This is a genomic window from Pseudarthrobacter sp. NS4 (genome assembly GCF_024758005.1).
Classification (GTDB): domain Bacteria; phylum Actinomycetota; class Actinomycetes; order Actinomycetales; family Micrococcaceae; genus Arthrobacter.
On sequence record NZ_CP103288.1, the window covers coordinates 2912390 to 2928420 of the forward strand.

The window sequence follows — 16031 nt, forward strand, 5'->3', positions numbered from 1 at the left end:
GGTTTCTTGCTTGGCTCAGCCCGCCAGCCAATTCTGCAGCGCGGCCAGGCACTTTCTGATGGCATCGGCGTGAACGTGCTCATTGTCCTTGTGCGCCAGCAGGGCATCACCCGGTCCGAAATTAACTGCCGGAATCCCCAACTCGCTGAAACGCGCGACGTCGGTCCAACCGTATTTGGGCTTCGGCTCTGCTCCCACGGCAGCAACGAAGGAGGCGGCGGCCGGGTGTTGGAGTCCGGGGCGTGCACCGGCGGCAGCATCGGTGCGGACGACATGGAAACCTTCAAGGAGTTCCCGCACCACGGCTTCGGCCTGGTCCGGGCTCTTGTCCGGGGCAAAGCGGTAGTTGATCTCCACTACGCAGCGGTCCGGGATGACATTCCCGGCGGTCCCGCCGTTGATCTTCACAGCGTTCAGGCTTTCGCGGTATTCCAGGCCGTCCACCGTGACGGTGCGTGGCTCATAGGCTGCCAGCCTTGCCAGGATGGGGGCCGCTGCGTGAATTGCGTTGCTGCCCATCCATGCCCGTGCCGAGTGCGCGGCCTCACCCACAGTTGTTGCCTCAAACCGGCTGGTGCCGTTGCACCCGCCCTCCACGGTGCCGTCCGTCGGTTCCAGCAGGATGGCGAAATCACCGTGCAGGAGGTGGCCATGGTTGCGGACCAGGCGGCCCAGGCCGCTTTTTACCGCTTCCACTTCCTCGTGGTCATAAAAAACGAAGGTGACGTCCCGCTTGGGCTGCATGCCGCCGTCGAACAACGTCGCCGCCATCGCAAGCTGCACGGCCACGCCACTCTTCATGTCCGTGGCCCCGCGCCCGTACAGAACACCCTGCCCCGGAATGCCGGACTCCCAGCTGGAAGGCACGGTTCCCTTGGAGCCCTCGGTCAGCGGCAACGGGACAGTGTCCAGGTGCCCTGCCAGGATGACGCGTTCACGCCGCCCCAGTTCTGTGCGGGCAATGATGGAATCGCCGTCGCGGACCACGCTCAGCTGCGGGATCGCCAGCAGCGCCGTTTCCACGGCGTCCGCGAGTTCCTTTTCGTTGCCCGAGACGCTGTTGATATCCATCAGCGCCGCCGTCAGCAGCGCAACATCCTGCCGCAGGTCCAGGCGCACGGGGGCGGATTCCTGGCTGGACTCTTGGCTGGACAGGAGGGAAGCGGGATCCGGAGCGGTTTCGGCAGTCACGAAGCCAGTCTAGTTCGAACCCGACGCCCGGCCCTCGATAGACTGAAGCACATGACTGAGACCGCTTCTTCGGCCGTGCCCGAAACCTTGAACGCAACCACTGACGAACGCTCCGCCTACGGCTTCGGCGTGGCCACCATCGCCACGTCCGCCGGCAAGGAAACAGGCGAGGCCACCGTCCTGGACGTCTGGTTCCCCGCACCGTCCCTCGGTGTTGCCGCCGAGAACCTGCGTGCCGTGGAACACGCTGACGATTCCCTGACGCAGATCGCGGAAAATGGAGCCGATGAGGACCGCGGCACCGAGCAGAAGGTGGTGTTCGTCCAGATCAACCTGGACGAGGCCCCGGCTGACACCGCCGACGCCTACCTCCGGCTTCACCTGCTCTCGCACCGCCTGGTCAAGCCCAACAGCATCAACCTGGACGGCATCTTCGGGAAACTGCCCAACGTCGTCTGGACCAACTTCGGTCCCGCCGCCGTGGAGGGCTTCGAACTTACCCGCGCCAAGCTCCGCCGCCGCGGCGCCGTCACCGTGTACGGCATCGACAAGTTCCCGCGGATGGTGGACTACGTTGTACCCAGCGGCGTCCGGATTGCCGACGCCGACCGTGTGCGCCTCGGCGCACACCTCGCCGAAGGCACCACGGTCATGCACGAGGGCTTCGTCAACTTCAACGCAGGAACACTGGGCACCTCCATGGTTGAAGGCCGCATCTCTGCAGGCGTTGTGGCCGGTGACGGCAGCGACGTGGGCGGCGGCGCCTCGATCATGGGCACCCTCTCCGGCGGCGGCAAGGAAAAAATCACCATCGGAGAGCGTGTCCTGCTGGGCGCCAACTCAGGCGTAGGCATCAGCATCGGCGACGACTCCGTGGTGGAAGCGGGCCTGTACGTCACGGCCGGAACCCGCGTGCGGGTACCGGGACCCAAGGACGAGGTGGGCGAGGACACCACCAAGATCGTCAAGGCCGCGGAACTTTCCGGCGTCCCCAACCTGCTGTTCCGCCGCAACTCCACCACGGGCGTGGTGGAGGTCCTCCCCCGCGCGGGCCAGTCCGTGGAACTGAACGACGCCCTGCACGCCAACTGATTCCGTGGCGCGAAGACGCGGCCTGCGCCGCTTTCTGGTGCTGCTGCTCGCCCTCGCGCTGGTAGCGGGCGGAATCTACTCGGCCGTGTTTTTCGTGCAGCGTTCCGAGACCCTCGTTTCGGAACGCTGCACCGCTGTTGTCGGCGGCCGGACAGCCGAGCTGGCACCCGACCAGGCGGTGTTCGCCTCACTGATCACCGCCGTCGCGGTTCAGCGCGGACTGCCCCCGAGGGCCGCGAGCATCGCGCTGTCCACTGCCATGCAGGAGTCCAAGCTGCGGAACATCGCACACGGTGACCAGGCCGGCCCCGACTCGCGGGGGCTGTTCCAGCAACGGCCCTCGCAAGGCTGGGGAACCGAGGAGCAGGTCATGGACCCGTACTACGCCGCCAACGCCTTTTATGACGCGCTGGTGAAAGTTCCGGGCTATGAATCCCTTGAAATCACCGACGCCGCCCAGCGGGTCCAGCGGTCCGCTTTTCCCAGTGCCTATGCGCGGCACGAGGACATGGGTCGGTCCTTTGCCTCCGGGTTGTCCGGCCAGACGCCGGAGGCGGTGCAGTGCACACTTCGCTCCTCAGGCTCCGCCGGGGACGCCGGCGCCGTTTCAGCCGCCCTCGGCAGGGCCTATGGCCCCCTGGGGTCCGTGGTGGAGGGGCAGACCCTGGTGGTGGAAGCGAGCGGCAGCCAGGCCTGGTCCGTGGCGCAATGGGCGGTTGCCAACGCCAAAGATCTCAAGGTCACCAAGGTAGACGTGGCGGGGCGCAGCTGGGACCGCGCGGAACGGAACGGCTGGCGGGAATCGGCAGGTTTGGAAGGCCAGGTGCGGATCACGGTAGCGCCCGCCGGCACCTAGGCTTAAACGAGGATTTCCACCACGGGCTGCACGTAGCTGCGGAACAGCTCCGGCTGGCCCATCAGCTGGTGGCTCATGATGATCTTGTCCGGCTCCAGGTACCAGGCCCGCTGCTCATTCAGGGGCAGTTCGATGATGGTCAGCCTGAAGTCGCGGGAATCGCGCCCCACTTCCATCAGCCGGTCGTCCACCATCTCCTCCAGCAGCTGGTCCGTGCCGCTGGCGGCCCGTTCCGCTTCCAGCTCGGCGTACTCGCTCCGGCGCTCCCGCGCCCATGTAAGGGCAGAGCCGAAGTGGGCCTGCAGGACGCGCTGAAGGGCGGGTGAGTTGCCAAAAGCCGCGAATTCCGGTGGCGCCAGTTCCGGCGACGTTTGGGGGTGCGCTTTGAGCAGTTGTTCCCACCAGGCTTCCCACTCGGTCTTGAGCGCGCTCAGGCCACCGACGTCGGCCGTCAGGTGCGTGTGGTCCACAGGACGGATCTTGGGAATGGTGTGTGAGAGCGACGGGTGGCCTACGCCGTTCAGTCCGGCCGTATCGCGGACATAGAGTGCAATCATCATGGGTCCGGACGTGTCCGTGGTGATCTGCCACCTTGAACCGCTTGCCTGATGCATCCGAAATCCTTCCCTGGCGTGCTCCTGCCGGGTCTGCTGATCCGCTTTGGCGCCCCGGTTATCAGTCTATTCCCGCTCCCTGCCCACGGTAACGCCCATCACCGACTCAACCCGTCAAGATGCCGTTCCAGCACGTCAGTGCACATTTGCGCCGTCATCCATCCGGGTTGCAGCAAGGCGTGCATGCACAGCCCGTCCACCGTGGCCAGGAGGCGTTCCGCTTCCAGCACGAGGCTCTCCTGCGGTTCGTCCGGTGGCATCAGGGCGGCCACCACCTGACCGGCAACTGCTGCGACCTCCCGGTGGCTGCGGTCCGCAACGGCTGCCAGGAAGGGCCGGATCCTCGCCGAATTTTTGAACGCCAACCAGGCGCAGGCTTCAACTGCACGCGTCTCATCAAGCGGCAGCAGGCCACCCAGGAGGGTTAACACCGCCGCGCGCTGCTCGGGGCTGCGGGATCCGGCGGCCGTTACACCTGGCAACGAATCATTGAGCCGGCTGACAATCCGGTCCACCACGGTGGCAAAGGAATACTGGAGGAGTTCGTCGCTGCCGGCGAAGTAGTGGCGGACGGATCCGACGGCGAGGCCGGCCTCGTCCGCGACCTCACGGAGGGACGCCCGTTCCAACCCGTCAACGGCGATGATCCGAAGGACCGCTTCCACAACGTCCTGGCGGCGGGCTTGCGGATTCACGATTTTGGGCACTGCTCTTTTTAGCACAGTTGTGCTGCCACCATAGCTGTGGCCCGCCGTCCTGCCCGGTATCCGGAACGTGGCGACGCCAGCAGGCCTCCGTGGGATAGCGTTGAGGCATGAAAATCTTGGTTACAGGGGGCACCGGCTACATCGGTTCCCACACTGTTCTTTCCCTGCAGGAAGCCGGCCATGACGTGGTGGTCATCGATAACCTCGTCAACTCCAGCGAGGAATCGCTGCGGCGGGTAGCCGAACTCAGCGGCAAGACCGCAGAGTTCCACAAGGTGGACCTGGTGGACGAAGCCGCCGTCGAGGCGGTCTTCGCCGGCGGCGCGATCGACGCCGTCATCCACTTCGCCGGCCTGAAGGCAGTGGGCGAATCAGTGCAGGAACCGCTGAAGTACTACTACAACAACCTTGTGGGCACACTGAACCTTATCCGCGTGATGGACCGGTACAACGTCCGGTCCTTCGTGTTCAGCTCCTCGGCAACGGTTTATGGCGAGCACAACCCCATCCCCTACGTTGAAAAGATGGAAATCGGCGCCAACAACCCGTATGGCCGTACCAAGGAGCAGATCGAGGACATCCTCTCCGACCTCGGTGCAGCGGATCCCCGCTGGCATATAGCCCTGCTGCGCTATTTCAACCCGGTAGGCGCCCACCCCTCCGGCCGCATCGGCGAGGACCCGCAGGGCATCCCGAACAACCTCGTCCCGTTCATCGCCCAGGTGGCCGTGGGCCGGCGCGAAAAGCTGATGGTGTTCGGCGGCGACTACGACACTCCGGACGGCACCTGCCTGCGTGACTACATCCACGTGGTGGACCTCGCCGAAGGCCACGTGGCAGCCCTGGACCACGTCGCAGACCGTACCGGCGTGTTCCGCTGGAACCTCGGTTCAGGCAAGGGCTCCTCCGTACTGGAGGTCCTGCGCTCCTTTGAGAAGGCAGTGGGCAAACCGATCCCCTACGAGATCACCGGCCGCCGGGCAGGTGACCTGCCGGCTTTCTGGGCGGACGCCACCTCGGCGCTTGCAGACCTGAGCTGGTCCACCACCAAGACCGTGGACCAGATGTGCGAGGACCACTGGCGGTGGCAGAAAAACAACCCGCAGGGCTACGCCAGCTGATCTCGATGGGCCCACGCCCGCCGGGTTCCCTGGCCGAGCTTGGGAGGCAAGGGAGCGGGTGGGAGGCTCAATCAGCAGGCAACTGAAGCTCAATCACCGGATACGCAACGGCCGCCCACCTGGGAAGGTGGGCGGCCGTCGTCGTAGTGGCTCGAACAGGGAGCCGGAGGGGCCTAGCGGGCCGGGTAATCCCTGGCGGGCTCGCCAATGTACAGCTGGCGGGGGCGGCCGATCTTGGTGTTCGGGTCACTGATCATTTCACGCCACTGGGCGATCCAGCCGGGGAGGCGGCCGATGGCGAACAGGACTGTGAACATTTTCTCCGGGAAGCCCATGGCCTTGTAAATCAGGCCGGTGTAGAAGTCCACGTTCGGGTAGAGCTTGCGCTCGATGAAGTAGTCATCGTTGAGCGCCTTCTCTTCCAGGCGCAGGGCGATGTCCAGCAGTTCGTCGTTGCCGCCGAGCTTGGTAAGGATCTCGTGGGCAGTGGCCTTGACGATCTTGGCCCGCGGATCGTAGTTCTTGTAGACGCGGTGTCCGAAGCCCATGAGCCGGACGCCGTCCTCCTTGTTCTTGACCTTCTCCATGTAGTCCTCGGGCTTGGTGCCCTCGGCCTGGATCTGGCGCAGCATCTTCAGCACAGCTTCGTTGGCACCGCCGTGAGCGGGGCCAAAGAGCGCGTTGATGCCCGCGGAGACGGACGCGAACAGGTTGGCATTCGAGGAACCCACCAGGCGCACAGTGGAGGTGGAGCAGTTCTGCTCATGGTCCGCGTGCAGGATGAGGAGCAGGTCCAGTGCTTTGGCGACGATGGGGTCAACCTCGTACTGCTCGGCCGGCAGGCCAAAGCTAAGGCGCAGGAAGTTCTCCACAAGGTTGTGGGAGTTGTCCGGGTACAGCATGGGCTGGCCGATGGACTTCTTGTGCGCGTAGGCGGCAATGACCGGCAGCTTGGCCATAAGGCGGATGGTGGAGACTTCCACCTGTTCGGCGTTGAAGGGGTCCAGCGAGTCCTGGTAGAAGGTGGACAGCGCGGATACGGCCGAGGACAGGACGGGCATCGGGTGCGCGTCACGGGGGAAGCCGCCGAAGAAGCCCTTCAGCTCCTCGTGCAGCAGCGTGTGGCGCCGGATCTTCTGGTCAAACTCGTCCAGCTCGGTGGGCGAGGGCAGGTTGCCGTAGATCAGCAGGTAGGACACCTCGAGGAAGCTGGAGTGCTGCGCCAACTGCTCGATGGGGTATCCGCGGTAGCGCAGGATGCCGGCATCGCCGTCGATGTAGGTGATAGCGGAGGTGGTTGCTGCGGTGTTCATGAAGCCGGGGTCAAAGGTGACTGCGCCCGTCTGCTTGAGCAGCTTGGAAACGTCGTAGCCTTCGTTTCCTTCAATAACCTGGATGCGCGGGAGCTTGAGCTCGCCTCCTGCGTGAAGCAGGGTGGCCGCGTTGTTGGTCTCAGTCATGGAGTCCCCTTCATGAGGCTTCTGGGCCTCTGTCGAAAGCTTGATCCAACATCAGGTGAGCCGCGCACTGACCCTGAGAACACAGGTTCCAACACCCGGGCTGCCTTCTTGTAGAAAGCCACCATTGATAGTCACTTAAAAACTACCGCTCCTTGGCGGGTGTCACTAATCCGCGACGGCTCCAAGCCCCCTAAAATGCGGGCGGTGTGGCACGAGTCACACGATTGTTACGCGGTCTCTTGCTACCGGGTTTCCTGCAGCCGCGCCACCGCGGCGTCGATCCGCTCATCGGTTCCCGTCAGGGCTACCCGGACATAGCCGTTGCCGGCCTCACCGTAAAAGACCCCGGGCCCCACCACAATGCCCCGCTCAGCCAGTCGCGCCACCGTATCCCAGGTGCTCTCCCCCGCCGTGGACCACAGGTACAGGCCGGCGTCGGAATCCTTGATTTCCAGTCCGAAGTCCAGCAGCGCCGGCATTAGCCGTTCCCGCCGGCCCCGGTACAGGTCCTTCTGGTCCTCGACGTGGGCATCATCGCCAAGCGCCACGCGCATGGCCTCCTGCACGGGAAAGGGAACGATCATGCCGGCGTGCTTGCGGCTGTTGACCAGGTTGGGCATCAGGTCCGGGTCCCCGGCCACGAAGGCCGCCCGGTAGCCCGCCAGGTTTGACTGCTTGCTCAATGAGTAGACGGCCAGCAGTCCCTGGTGCGATCCACCGGCCACCCGCGGGTCCAGGATGCTGGGCACCGCCTGGCCGCCGCGCTGGATGTCCCAGGTTCCCCAGCCAAGTTCTGCATAGCATTCGTCTGAGGCCACCACTGCCCCCAGCTCCCGGGCCTGCTCCACGAGCGTCCTCAGGGAGTCGGTGTCGCGGACACTGCCGGTGGGATTGCCTGGTGAGTTGACCCAGATGAGCCGGACCCGTGAGCGGGTGGCGTCGTCGAGCTCGTCAAGGTTATCTGTGGCCACCGAGGTGACCCCGGCGAGGGTGGCGCCGATATCGTACGTGGGGTAGGCGACCTTGGGGCGTACGACGACGTCGCCGGGCTTTAGTCCGAGCAGCAGCGGCAGCCACGCCACGAGTTCCTTGGAACCCACGGTGGGCATGATGTTGCGGGGATCCAGCCCAGCAACTCCGCGGCGGCGCTCGAACCAGCCGGCGATGGCTTCCCGCAGCGCGGGCGTCCCATGGACGGTGGGGTACCCCGGAGCGTCGGCAGCAGCCTTCAACGCATCCTGTATCAGCGCCGGGGTGGGGTCCACCGGCGTCCCGATGGACAGGTTGACGGCTCCGTCGGGATGCTCCGTAGCCTTCGTGAGATACGGCGCCATGGCCTCCCACGGATAATCGGGCAGGTCAAGGCCGAACGAATTCACTGCTGCGGTCACCTTTTCTGAATGCGTCAGTGGTCTTGGTTCTGCGGCGGCAGTGCAGCGATCATCGGGTGGTCCTTGCCGGTATTACCGATCTTGGCGGCACCACCGGGCGAACCGAGGTCGTCGAAGAACTCCACGTTGGCCTTGTAGTAGTCGGCCCATTCGTCGGGAGTGTCGTCCTCGTAGTAAATCGCCTCGACCGGGCAGACCGGCTCGCAGGCACCGCAGTCGACACATTCGTCCGGATGGATGTACAGCGAACGCTCACCCTCATAGATGCAGTCGACGGGGCACTCCTCAATACATGCCTTGTCCTTGACATCTACACACGGCTGCGCGATTACGTACGTCACGTCCCTGGCCTCTCCACGTTGGTTCCGGCGACCGCCGGTTCTTGCATCCGGCAACTCTGGCCGGACCCTGACATCTGAGCCTATTATCTCCCAGCCCGTTCCCGCGAACCTAGCCGGGCCGCCTAGTATGAACTGGTGAGTCAGCCTCCCACGCCCGCCGCGTTTCTTTCCGCCGCCGCGCCCGGTACCCGTGTAGTGGTGCGCTACCGGCTCGAGGATGGACTGACGGATGCGCTTGGTCACCTGGTTTCGTGCGACGCCGGTGCCTGCACGGTCCGCACGCGGCAGGCCGACGTCGTCATTCCCCTTGAGCGCGTTGTGGCTGCCAAGCAGGTGCCGCCGGCGCCGGAGCGCCGCCGCCCTGCACACTAAGGGTTGCCCTCAACGAGGCCCGTGCCCACCCGGGGGCAAAGAAAAAGCCGGGACGACGGCGGAAAATCCCGCCTGCCGTCCCGGCAGTTCCACTGACCCGAAGGCCGTTGTTGCTAGACCTTTGCGCGGGCCCGGTTGGCCTTGGCGCGCTCGTTGGTGTCCAGGATGACCTTGCGGATGCGGATGGCTTCCGGGGTCACCTCGACGCACTCGTCCTCACGGGCGAATTCCAGGGACTCTTCGAGGGTCAAGTCGCGCGGCGGCGTCAGGTTCTCGAAGGTGTCGGAGGAGGCTGCACGCATGTTGGTGAGCTTCTTTTCCTTGGTGATGTTGACGTCCATGTCGTCGGCGCGGGAATTTTCGCCCACGATCATGCCCTCGTAAACCTCGGACGTGGGCTTGACGAAGAACGAGCCGCGTTCCTGCAGGTTGATCATGGCGAACGGGGTCACCACACCGGCGCGGTCAGCGATCATCGAGCCGTTGGTCCGGTACTCGATGGGGCCGGCCCACGGCTCGTAGCCTTCGGAAATGGAAGCTGCAATGCCTGCACCGCGGGTATCCGTGAGGAACTTGGTGCGGAAACCGATCAGGCCACGGGCCGGAACGATGAACTCCATGCGGCACCAGCCGGTGCCGTGGTTGGCCATGTTGGTCATCCGGCCCTTACGCGCGGCCATGAGCTGCGTGACAGAACCGAGGTACTCCTCGGGGACGTCGATGGTCATGTGTTCCATCGGCTCGTGGATCTTGCCGTCGATGGTCCTGGTGACAACCTGCGGCTTGCCGACGGTCAGCTCGAAGCCTTCGCGGCGCATCTGCTCAACCAGGATGGCCAGCGCGAGCTCGCCACGGCCCTGGACTTCCCAGGCGTCGGGGCGCTCCGTGGGGAGGACTTTGATGGAGACGTTACCGATCAGTTCCTTGTCCAGGCGGTCCTTCACCTGGCGCGCGGTGACCTTGGCACCCTTGACCTTGCCGGCCAGCGGAGACGTGTTGATACCGATGGTCATGGAGATCGCGGGATCGTCCACGGTGATCAGCGGCAGCGGCTGCGGGTTCTCGGCGTCAGTCAGGGTCTCACCGATGGTGATGTCCTCGATACCGGCAACAGCCACGATCTCACCGGGGCCGGCGGACTCGGCAGGCACGCGGTCCAGTGCCTTGGTGGCCAGGAGTTCGGTGATCTTGACGTTCTTGAGCTCACCGTTGGCGCGCGCCCAGGCAACGGTCTGGCCCTTGCGCAGGGTGCCGTTGTAGATACGCAGCAGGGCGAGGCGGCCCAGGAACGGGGAAGCATCCAGGTTGGTGACGTGTGCCTGCAGGACGCCGTTCGGGTTGTACGTGGGCGCGGGGATGTGCTCGATGATGGTCTGGAACAGCGGTTCCAGGTTCTCGTTCTCCGGGGCGCTTCCGTCAGCAGGCTGCTCCAGGGAGGCGCGGCCTACCTTGGCTGCGGCGTAGACGACGGGAACATTGAGGATCTTGTCCAGGTCCAGGTCGGGGACCTCGTCCGCAAGGTCCGAGGCGAGGCCGAGGAGGAGGTCCATGGATTCGTGGACAACTTCTTCAATGCGGGCGTCAGGGCGGTCGGTTTTGTTGACCAGCAGGATGACGGGCAGGTGCGCGGCCAGGGCCTTGCGCAGCACAAAACGGGTCTGCGGCAGCGGGCCCTCGGAAGCGTCAACCAGCAGCACAACGCCGTCCACCATGGACAGGCCGCGCTCCACTTCGCCACCGAAGTCGGCGTGGCCGGGGGTGTCGATGACGTTGATGGTAATGGTCTCGCCGTTTGAGGACGGTCCGTTGTAGGCCACCGTGGTGTTCTTGGCAAGGATGGTGATGCCCTTTTCGCGCTCCAGGTCACCCGAGTCCATCACGCGGTCTTCGAGGTGGTTGTGCTCGGCAAAGGAGTTGGTCTGCTTGAGCATGGCGTCGACCAGGGTGGTCTTGCCGTGGTCAACGTGGGCCACGATCGCGACGTTGCGGAGGTCACTGCGTGATGCAGTGGCTACCGCGGTGTTGGTGGTGGTTTCAGACATGCGTAAAGGCTCGATTCAGTGGTGAAAGTCAGCTGTTGTATCGCGACATTTCCAACTGGAACGCACGACGGATCAGGCCCTTAGCACAGGGCACCTTCCCCCAGTCTACCGGCAGTGGCATTTATTGGCCTAAAAAAGCTCAACCAAGTTTGCGGTACCAATGCGGGCGGGCAGCCCCTGGCACGTCGCTGCCGTCACACTCGCTGGATAAATGCCGGGCAATGCCCCATGATTGCTGTTGATGAGCAGCGAGAAACCCGAGATATCAGCATGCGTCCTGCACCTGCTCTGATACGGATTGCGGCTTTGGGGGTCGCGGCCGGAATGGTCCTTGCCACTCCAGGCCAACCGCTGCAGGTAAACCCGCCGGATACCGGCACCCATGCCCCCATAATCCTTGCCGGCGAAGTCGATGGTCCGCCCAAACTGCTCAGGTCGGTCCGGGCTGGAGGTCAACCCGCAGCTGCACGGTATTCGTCACATCTGGACTTGGCTCAGGTCGTCGGGGGGATGGCCATCCCACTACCGGGATCTGTCTACCGGAATCCGATCTCCGGCCGCAACGAAGTGGTTGTACCCAACGTCAGCAGGACTGCCGTCCTGATTGGTGACTCGCAGTCAGAGCCCGCAAACGGATGGCCAAGGCAGGCGCTTGCAGCCTTGGGGTATAACGTTCATTTTGCCGGCCTGGGGGGTACGGGTTTCGTCAGAGCGAACGGCAGGGTGGGCAACTACATCGATGCCCTGGAGCTCGGCCACTGGCTGCTTCCAGTGGGCACTCCCGGCTTGGTGGTGGTGCAGGGCGGCGGGAACGACGCCGGCAGCGGTGCCACGGATGCCCAAATCACTGCAAATGCAAACCGGCTTCTTCAGGAGTTGAAATCGAGGTATCCCACCACCCGAATCGTCATGGTTGGGACACTCGGGCGCGGCGCAGGAAACGGTGGCGGCCGGCGGAGCCAAGTGGATGCGCTGCTGGCGACCATTGCAGCGAAGCAGGGCATCACCTTCATCAGCGTCGGCGACTGGTTGACCAAGCACAACCTGACCCACCGCCTCGCGGATACCGTTCATATGGATGCCGACGGGCGCAAAGCCCTGGGCATCCTGCTGGAGCGTCGCCTCCGCGAAATTAACGTTCCTGATCTTAAGGCCAGCACCGCCAGTTCCTTGGCCCGAACCGGGGAGGACAAGACGATGGACTGAAGCCAACGCTCTCCAGGAGCGGCGGCCCCAGCCCATCACCTGTTCAACTACGCCACTTCGGGCGGAAGCATCAGCTTGGCCCCGGGGATGGCGTTGAGCAGTGCCTTCGTGTACTCCTGCTGCGGCGATTCGAAGACCTGGTCGGTGGAACCGGTCTCCACCAGCCGCCCCTTCTCCATGACACACACGTGGTCCGCAATCTGCCGGACGACGGCAAGGTCGTGGGTGATGAACAGGTAGGTCAGTCCGAGGTTGGCCTGCAGGTCTGCCAGCAGGTTCAGGACCTGCGCCTGCACCAGCACGTCCAGCGCGGACACCGCTTCATCACAGATGATGACCTCGGGGTCCAGGGCCAGCGCACGGGCAATGGCAACCCGCTGGCGCTGCCCCCCGGAGAGCTCGTTCGGGTACCGCTGCACGGCGGACTGTGGCAACGCCACCTGGTCCAGCAACTCCCGGACCTTCTTCTCCCGGCTGGCCTGGTCGCCGATCTTGTGCACCCGCAACGGCTCTTCAATGGTGCGGAAGATGTTGTACATCGGGTCCAGGGAGCCATACGGGTCCTGGAAAATCGGCTGCACGCGGCGCCGGAACTTGAACAGCTCCCGGGTTTTGAGCAGGGAGGTGTCCAAGCCGTCGAACAATATTTTGCCGTCGGTTGGCTTTTCCAGCTGGAGCATCATCCTGGCCACCGTGGACTTGCCCGAACCTGACTCCCCGACGATCGCCGTCGTGGTTCCCCGCTGGACGTCGAAGCTCACGCCGTCCACCGCTGCGAAGTCCGTTGCCTTCCCCAGGCCCTGGCGGAGCTTGTACACCTTCCGCAGGTCCTGGATCTGCAGGACGTTGTCCGCGGCGGCCGTCGCGGCAGCGGGGGCCAGCAGGTCCGTCGTCTCCACACCCTGTTCCCTGGCTGCCTGGATGCGGCGGCTGGCCAGGGACGGGGCAGACTCAACGAGCCTCTTTGTGTACGGGTGCTGCGGGTTGCGGAGCAGTTCCAGCGAGGGTCCTGCCTCCACCACCCGGCCCTGGTACATCACGACAACCTTGTCGGCCCGTTCTGCCGCCAACCCCAGGTCGTGGGTGATGAGGAGTACGGACGTGCCCAGTTCGGTGGTCATGGTGTCCAGGTGGTCCAGGATCTGCCGCTGCACCGTCACGTCCAGGGCCGACGTCGGCTCATCGGCGATGAGCAGCCGAGGCTGGCATGAGAGCCCGATGGCGATCAGGGCACGCTGGCGCATACCGCCCGAAAACTCGTGCGGGTACTGGTTGGCACGCCGTTTGGCGTCCGGCAGGCCAGCCTCGGACAGCACCTTGGCGATGTCATCCGGCCCGCTGGGCCGCCCGTTGGCGCGGAGGGTTTCCCGTACCTGGTAACCGATCTTCCAGACCGGGTTCAGGTTGGACATGGGGTCCTGCGGGACCATGCCGATGGTGTTGCCGCGCAGCTCGATCATGCGCTGCTCGCTGGCGTGGGCAATGTCCTCTCCGTCGAGCAGGATCTGGCCGCCGGAAACCCGGCCGTTGTTGGGAAGCAGGCCGATGGCGGCCAGCGCGGTGGTGGATTTGCCGGAACCCGACTCGCCCACGATAGCGACGGTTTCACCGGGCATGATGGTCAGGTGCGCATCGCGGACTGCATGGACTTCGCCGCCACTGCTCTTGAACGTGATGGCGAGGTCCCGGATTTCCAGCAACGGCGTGGTGCCCTTGGTGCCTGCTTCATCGATGCGGACGTCTGGAGTTGTCATCTCTTTATCTCTCATCGCTGGCGGCTCTTCGGATCTAGGGCGTCACGGACGGCGTCACCCAGCATGATGAAGCTCAGCACCGTGATGGACAGTGCAGCAGCCGGATACAGAAGAATTTCCGGCTTGGTCCGCACAGAAGACTGGGCCGCAGCCCCAATGTCATTGCCCCAGGACATGATGCTCTGCGGCAGTCCGATTCCCAGGAAGGACAGGGTTGCCTCGGCCACGATGAAGACACCCAGTTCCAGGGTGGCCAGCACGATGATCGGGGCGAGGGCGTTCGGCAGGACGTGGCGCAGCAGCGCCCCGAATTTGGAGACTCCCAGCGCACGGGCGGCCGTGACGAAGTCCGCGTTGCGCACTTCGATGACGGCGCCGCGGGTAATGCGCGCCATCTGCGGCCAGGCCAGGAGCGAGATGACGAACACCACGGTCCATACGCTCCTGTTCTCGCGGAACAGGGGCAGCTGCGTGATCACCAGCGCACCGAGGATCAGCGGCAGCGCGAAGAAGATGTCGCCCAGGCGGGCGAGTACTGCATCGATCCAGCCGCCGTAGTACCCGGCGAGGGCGCCAACGGTCACGCCAATGACCAGCACGCACAGCACAGAGAGCAGGCCCACGGACAGCGATGCCTGCGTGCCGTGGATGACCCTCGAGTAAATGTCGCAGCCCTGGAACGTGAAGCCGAACGGGTGTCCGGCGGTGGGTCCGCCTTCCGAGTTGGCCAGTTCGCAGCCTGCGTTGGGGGGCACCGAGGTAAAGAGGCCCGGGAACAGCGCCACTACGGTCAGGGCAAGGATGAGAAGCGCCGAGATGATGAACAGCGGACGACGGCGGAGCTTTCGCCAGGCGTCTGCCCAGAGGCTGAGCGGTGCCTGGTCAGTCTTGACGGCGTCCGTTGCCAGCAGCGGGGTTTCGTCGATGGGCGCCACGAAGTGGCTGTTGTTACTGGTCATAGCGGATCCTCGGGTCAAGCCAGGCGTACAGGAGATCGACGAGCAGGTTGGCCACCACGAACACCAGCACCAGCACGCTGACGATGGAGACAATGGTGGGTCCTTCGCTGCGGAGGACTGCCTGGTAAAGCTTGTTGCCGACGCCCGGAACGTTGAAGATGCCTTCGGTGACGATTGCGCCGCCCATAAGACCGCCAAGGTTGGCGCCCAGGTAGGTCACTACAGGGATCAGGGAATTGCGCAGGATGTGGGCCACGACTACCCGCGGCCGGGACAGGCCCTTGGCAGTTGCGGTCCGGACGTAGTCGGCGTTCATGTTCTCGCTGACTGAGGCGCGCGTCAGTCGAAGGACGTACGCGAAGGACACCAGCCCCAGGACCACCGCGGGCAGCAGCAGGCTGCCCCAGTCGGCGTTGGCGCCCACGGTGGGTTTGGCCCATCCGAGTTGTACCCCGAAGACCAGCTGGAACACGAAGCCCAACACGAAGGTAGGAACTGCGATGACCACCAGGGAGGCCACCAGGACCGTGGAGTCGAACCAGCCACCGCGGCGCAGGCCGGCGAAAACGCCGAAGGCCACACCGAAGATTGCCTGGATGGCCAGGGCTTCGATGGCCAGCATGGCGGTCACCGGGAAGACCCGGGCAAGGCTAGCCGCGATGGGCTGGCCGGTGAAGTCGTTGCCGAGGTTGAAGGTGAAGAGGTTTTTCAGGAAGAGGCCGTACTGGACCCAGAAAGGCTCATCCAGGTGGTACTGGTTGCGCAGGGTGTCAATGATGGCCTGCGGGGGCTGCCGGTCGCCGAAGAGCGCCGCGATGGGGTCGCCGGGAAGGGCGAACACCATGTAATAGACCAAAAGCGTGGTGCCAATGAAGACGGGGATCACTTGCAGGAGTCGGCGCAAAATAAAGCGGACCACCGGATC

At 64.5% G+C, this 16031-nt stretch carries 15 protein-coding genes; 5 read left to right on the forward strand and 10 right to left on the reverse strand.

All coding sequences use genetic code 11. The features are described 5' to 3' along the window. Nucleotides 1-15 precede the first annotated feature (15 nt). A complete protein-coding gene (gene dapE / locus NXY83_RS13685) occupies nt 16-1191 on the reverse strand; it encodes a succinyl-diaminopimelate desuccinylase (RefSeq protein WP_397427253.1) in 1176 nt (391 codons plus the stop codon). Nucleotides 1192-1242: 51 nt separating this feature from the next. Here dapE and dapD point away from each other — a divergent pair, with 51 nt between their 5' ends. Then, nucleotides 1243-2283 carry a 2,3,4,5-tetrahydropyridine-2,6-dicarboxylate N-succinyltransferase gene (dapD, locus tag NXY83_RS13690; RefSeq protein WP_258802754.1) on the forward strand — a complete coding sequence of 347 codons (1041 nt, stop codon included), beginning with the start codon at nt 1243-1245 and terminating at the stop codon, nt 2281-2283. 4 nt (nt 2284-2287) lie between these two features. After that, nucleotides 2288-3139 (forward strand): hypothetical protein, encoded by an 852-nt coding sequence (locus NXY83_RS13695; RefSeq protein ID WP_258802755.1) that lies wholly within the window; start codon nt 2288-2290, stop codon nt 3137-3139. 2 nt (nt 3140-3141) lie between these two features. Here the strand turns inward: NXY83_RS13695 and NXY83_RS13700 are convergent, their stop codons facing one another. Further along, nucleotides 3142-3753 carry a hypothetical protein gene (locus NXY83_RS13700; RefSeq protein ID WP_258802756.1) on the reverse strand — a complete coding sequence of 204 codons (612 nt, stop codon included), beginning with the start codon at nt 3751-3753 and terminating at the stop codon, nt 3142-3144. Between the two features lie 98 nt (nt 3754-3851). Then, the gene (locus NXY83_RS13705) at nt 3852-4460 is read right to left on the reverse strand and encodes a TetR/AcrR family transcriptional regulator (RefSeq protein ID WP_258802757.1); all 609 of its coding nucleotides are present in this window, start codon (nt 4458-4460) and stop codon (nt 3852-3854) included. 107 nt (nt 4461-4567) lie between these two features. On the opposite strand from NXY83_RS13705, the gene galE reads away from it, so the two are divergent. Further along, the gene (gene galE, locus NXY83_RS13710; RefSeq protein WP_258802758.1) at nt 4568-5581 is read left to right on the forward strand and encodes a UDP-glucose 4-epimerase GalE; all 1014 of its coding nucleotides are present in this window, start codon (nt 4568-4570) and stop codon (nt 5579-5581) included. A gap of 173 nt (nt 5582-5754) precedes the next feature. On the opposite strand, the gene NXY83_RS13715 is transcribed toward galE, so the two are convergent. From NXY83_RS13715 to fdxA, 3 genes are all read right to left on the reverse strand, one after another. Continuing rightward, nucleotides 5755-7041 carry a citrate synthase gene (locus tag NXY83_RS13715; RefSeq protein WP_258802759.1) on the reverse strand — a complete coding sequence of 429 codons (1287 nt, stop codon included), beginning with the start codon at nt 7039-7041 and terminating at the stop codon, nt 5755-5757. Nucleotides 7042-7283: 242 nt separating this feature from the next. Beyond that, complete coding sequence (gene dapC, locus NXY83_RS13720) at nt 7284-8432, reverse strand: succinyldiaminopimelate transaminase (RefSeq protein WP_309484080.1); 1149 nt, start codon at nt 8430-8432, stop codon at nt 7284-7286. Between the two features lie 14 nt (nt 8433-8446). Further along, entirely contained in the window at nt 8447-8773 is a 327-nt protein-coding gene (gene fdxA, locus NXY83_RS13725) for a ferredoxin (RefSeq protein ID WP_009356972.1), read from the reverse strand. A 135-nt stretch (nt 8774-8908) separates the two neighbouring features. Between fdxA and NXY83_RS13730 the strand changes: the two genes are divergently transcribed. After that, nucleotides 8909-9145 (forward strand): hypothetical protein, encoded by a 237-nt coding sequence (locus NXY83_RS13730; RefSeq protein ID WP_258802760.1) that lies wholly within the window; start codon nt 8909-8911, stop codon nt 9143-9145. Between the two features lie 113 nt (nt 9146-9258). Here the strand turns inward: NXY83_RS13730 and typA are convergent, their stop codons facing one another. Further along, nucleotides 9259-11187: a translational GTPase TypA gene (gene typA / locus NXY83_RS13735; protein WP_258802761.1), complete on the reverse strand. Its 1929-nt coding sequence runs from the start codon at nt 11185-11187 to the stop codon at nt 9259-9261. A gap of 114 nt (nt 11188-11301) precedes the next feature. Here typA and NXY83_RS13740 point away from each other — a divergent pair, with 114 nt between their 5' ends. Continuing rightward, nucleotides 11302-12393, forward strand: coding sequence for an SGNH/GDSL hydrolase family protein (locus NXY83_RS13740; protein WP_258802762.1), 1092 nt, complete (start codon nt 11302-11304; stop codon nt 12391-12393). 47 nt (nt 12394-12440) lie between these two features. On the opposite strand, the gene NXY83_RS13745 is transcribed toward NXY83_RS13740, so the two are convergent. The 3 genes from NXY83_RS13745 to NXY83_RS13755 are packed head-to-tail and all read right to left on the reverse strand — an operon-like array spanning nt 12441 to nt 16025. Next, nucleotides 12441-14147 (reverse strand): dipeptide ABC transporter ATP-binding protein, encoded by a 1707-nt coding sequence (locus NXY83_RS13745; RefSeq protein WP_258802763.1) that lies wholly within the window; start codon nt 14145-14147, stop codon nt 12441-12443. Between the two features lie 11 nt (nt 14148-14158). Beyond that, nucleotides 14159-15106 (reverse strand): ABC transporter permease, encoded by a 948-nt coding sequence (locus tag NXY83_RS13750; RefSeq protein ID WP_258802764.1) that lies wholly within the window; start codon nt 15104-15106, stop codon nt 14159-14161. Beyond that, a complete protein-coding gene (locus NXY83_RS13755) occupies nt 15096-16025 on the reverse strand; it encodes an ABC transporter permease (protein WP_258802765.1) in 930 nt (309 codons plus the stop codon). The genes NXY83_RS13750 and NXY83_RS13755 overlap by 11 nt, the downstream gene beginning before the upstream one ends. Nucleotides 16026-16031 lie beyond the last annotated feature (6 nt).

Excerpts from the sequence above, each read along its gene's own strand:
- NXY83_RS13745 (WP_258802763.1), bottom strand. The coding sequence starts at position 14,147 with ATGACAACTCCAGACGTCCGCATCGATGAAGCAGGCACCAAGGGCACC.
- galE (WP_258802758.1), top strand. The coding sequence starts at position 4,568 with ATGAAAATCTTGGTTACAGGGGGCACCGGCTACATCGGTTCCCACACT.
- NXY83_RS13700 (WP_258802756.1), bottom strand. The coding sequence starts at position 3,753 with ATGCATCAGGCAAGCGGTTCAAGGTGGCAGATCACCACGGACACGTCC.
- dapD (WP_258802754.1), top strand. The coding sequence starts at position 1,243 with ATGACTGAGACCGCTTCTTCGGCCGTGCCCGAAACCTTGAACGCAACC.
- NXY83_RS13750 (WP_258802764.1), bottom strand. The coding sequence starts at position 15,106 with ATGACCAGTAACAACAGCCACTTCGTGGCGCCCATCGACGAAACCCCG.
- typA (WP_258802761.1), bottom strand. The coding sequence starts at position 11,187 with ATGTCTGAAACCACCACCAACACCGCGGTAGCCACTGCATCACGCAGT.
- NXY83_RS13715 (WP_258802759.1), bottom strand. The coding sequence starts at position 7,041 with ATGACTGAGACCAACAACGCGGCCACCCTGCTTCACGCAGGAGGCGAG.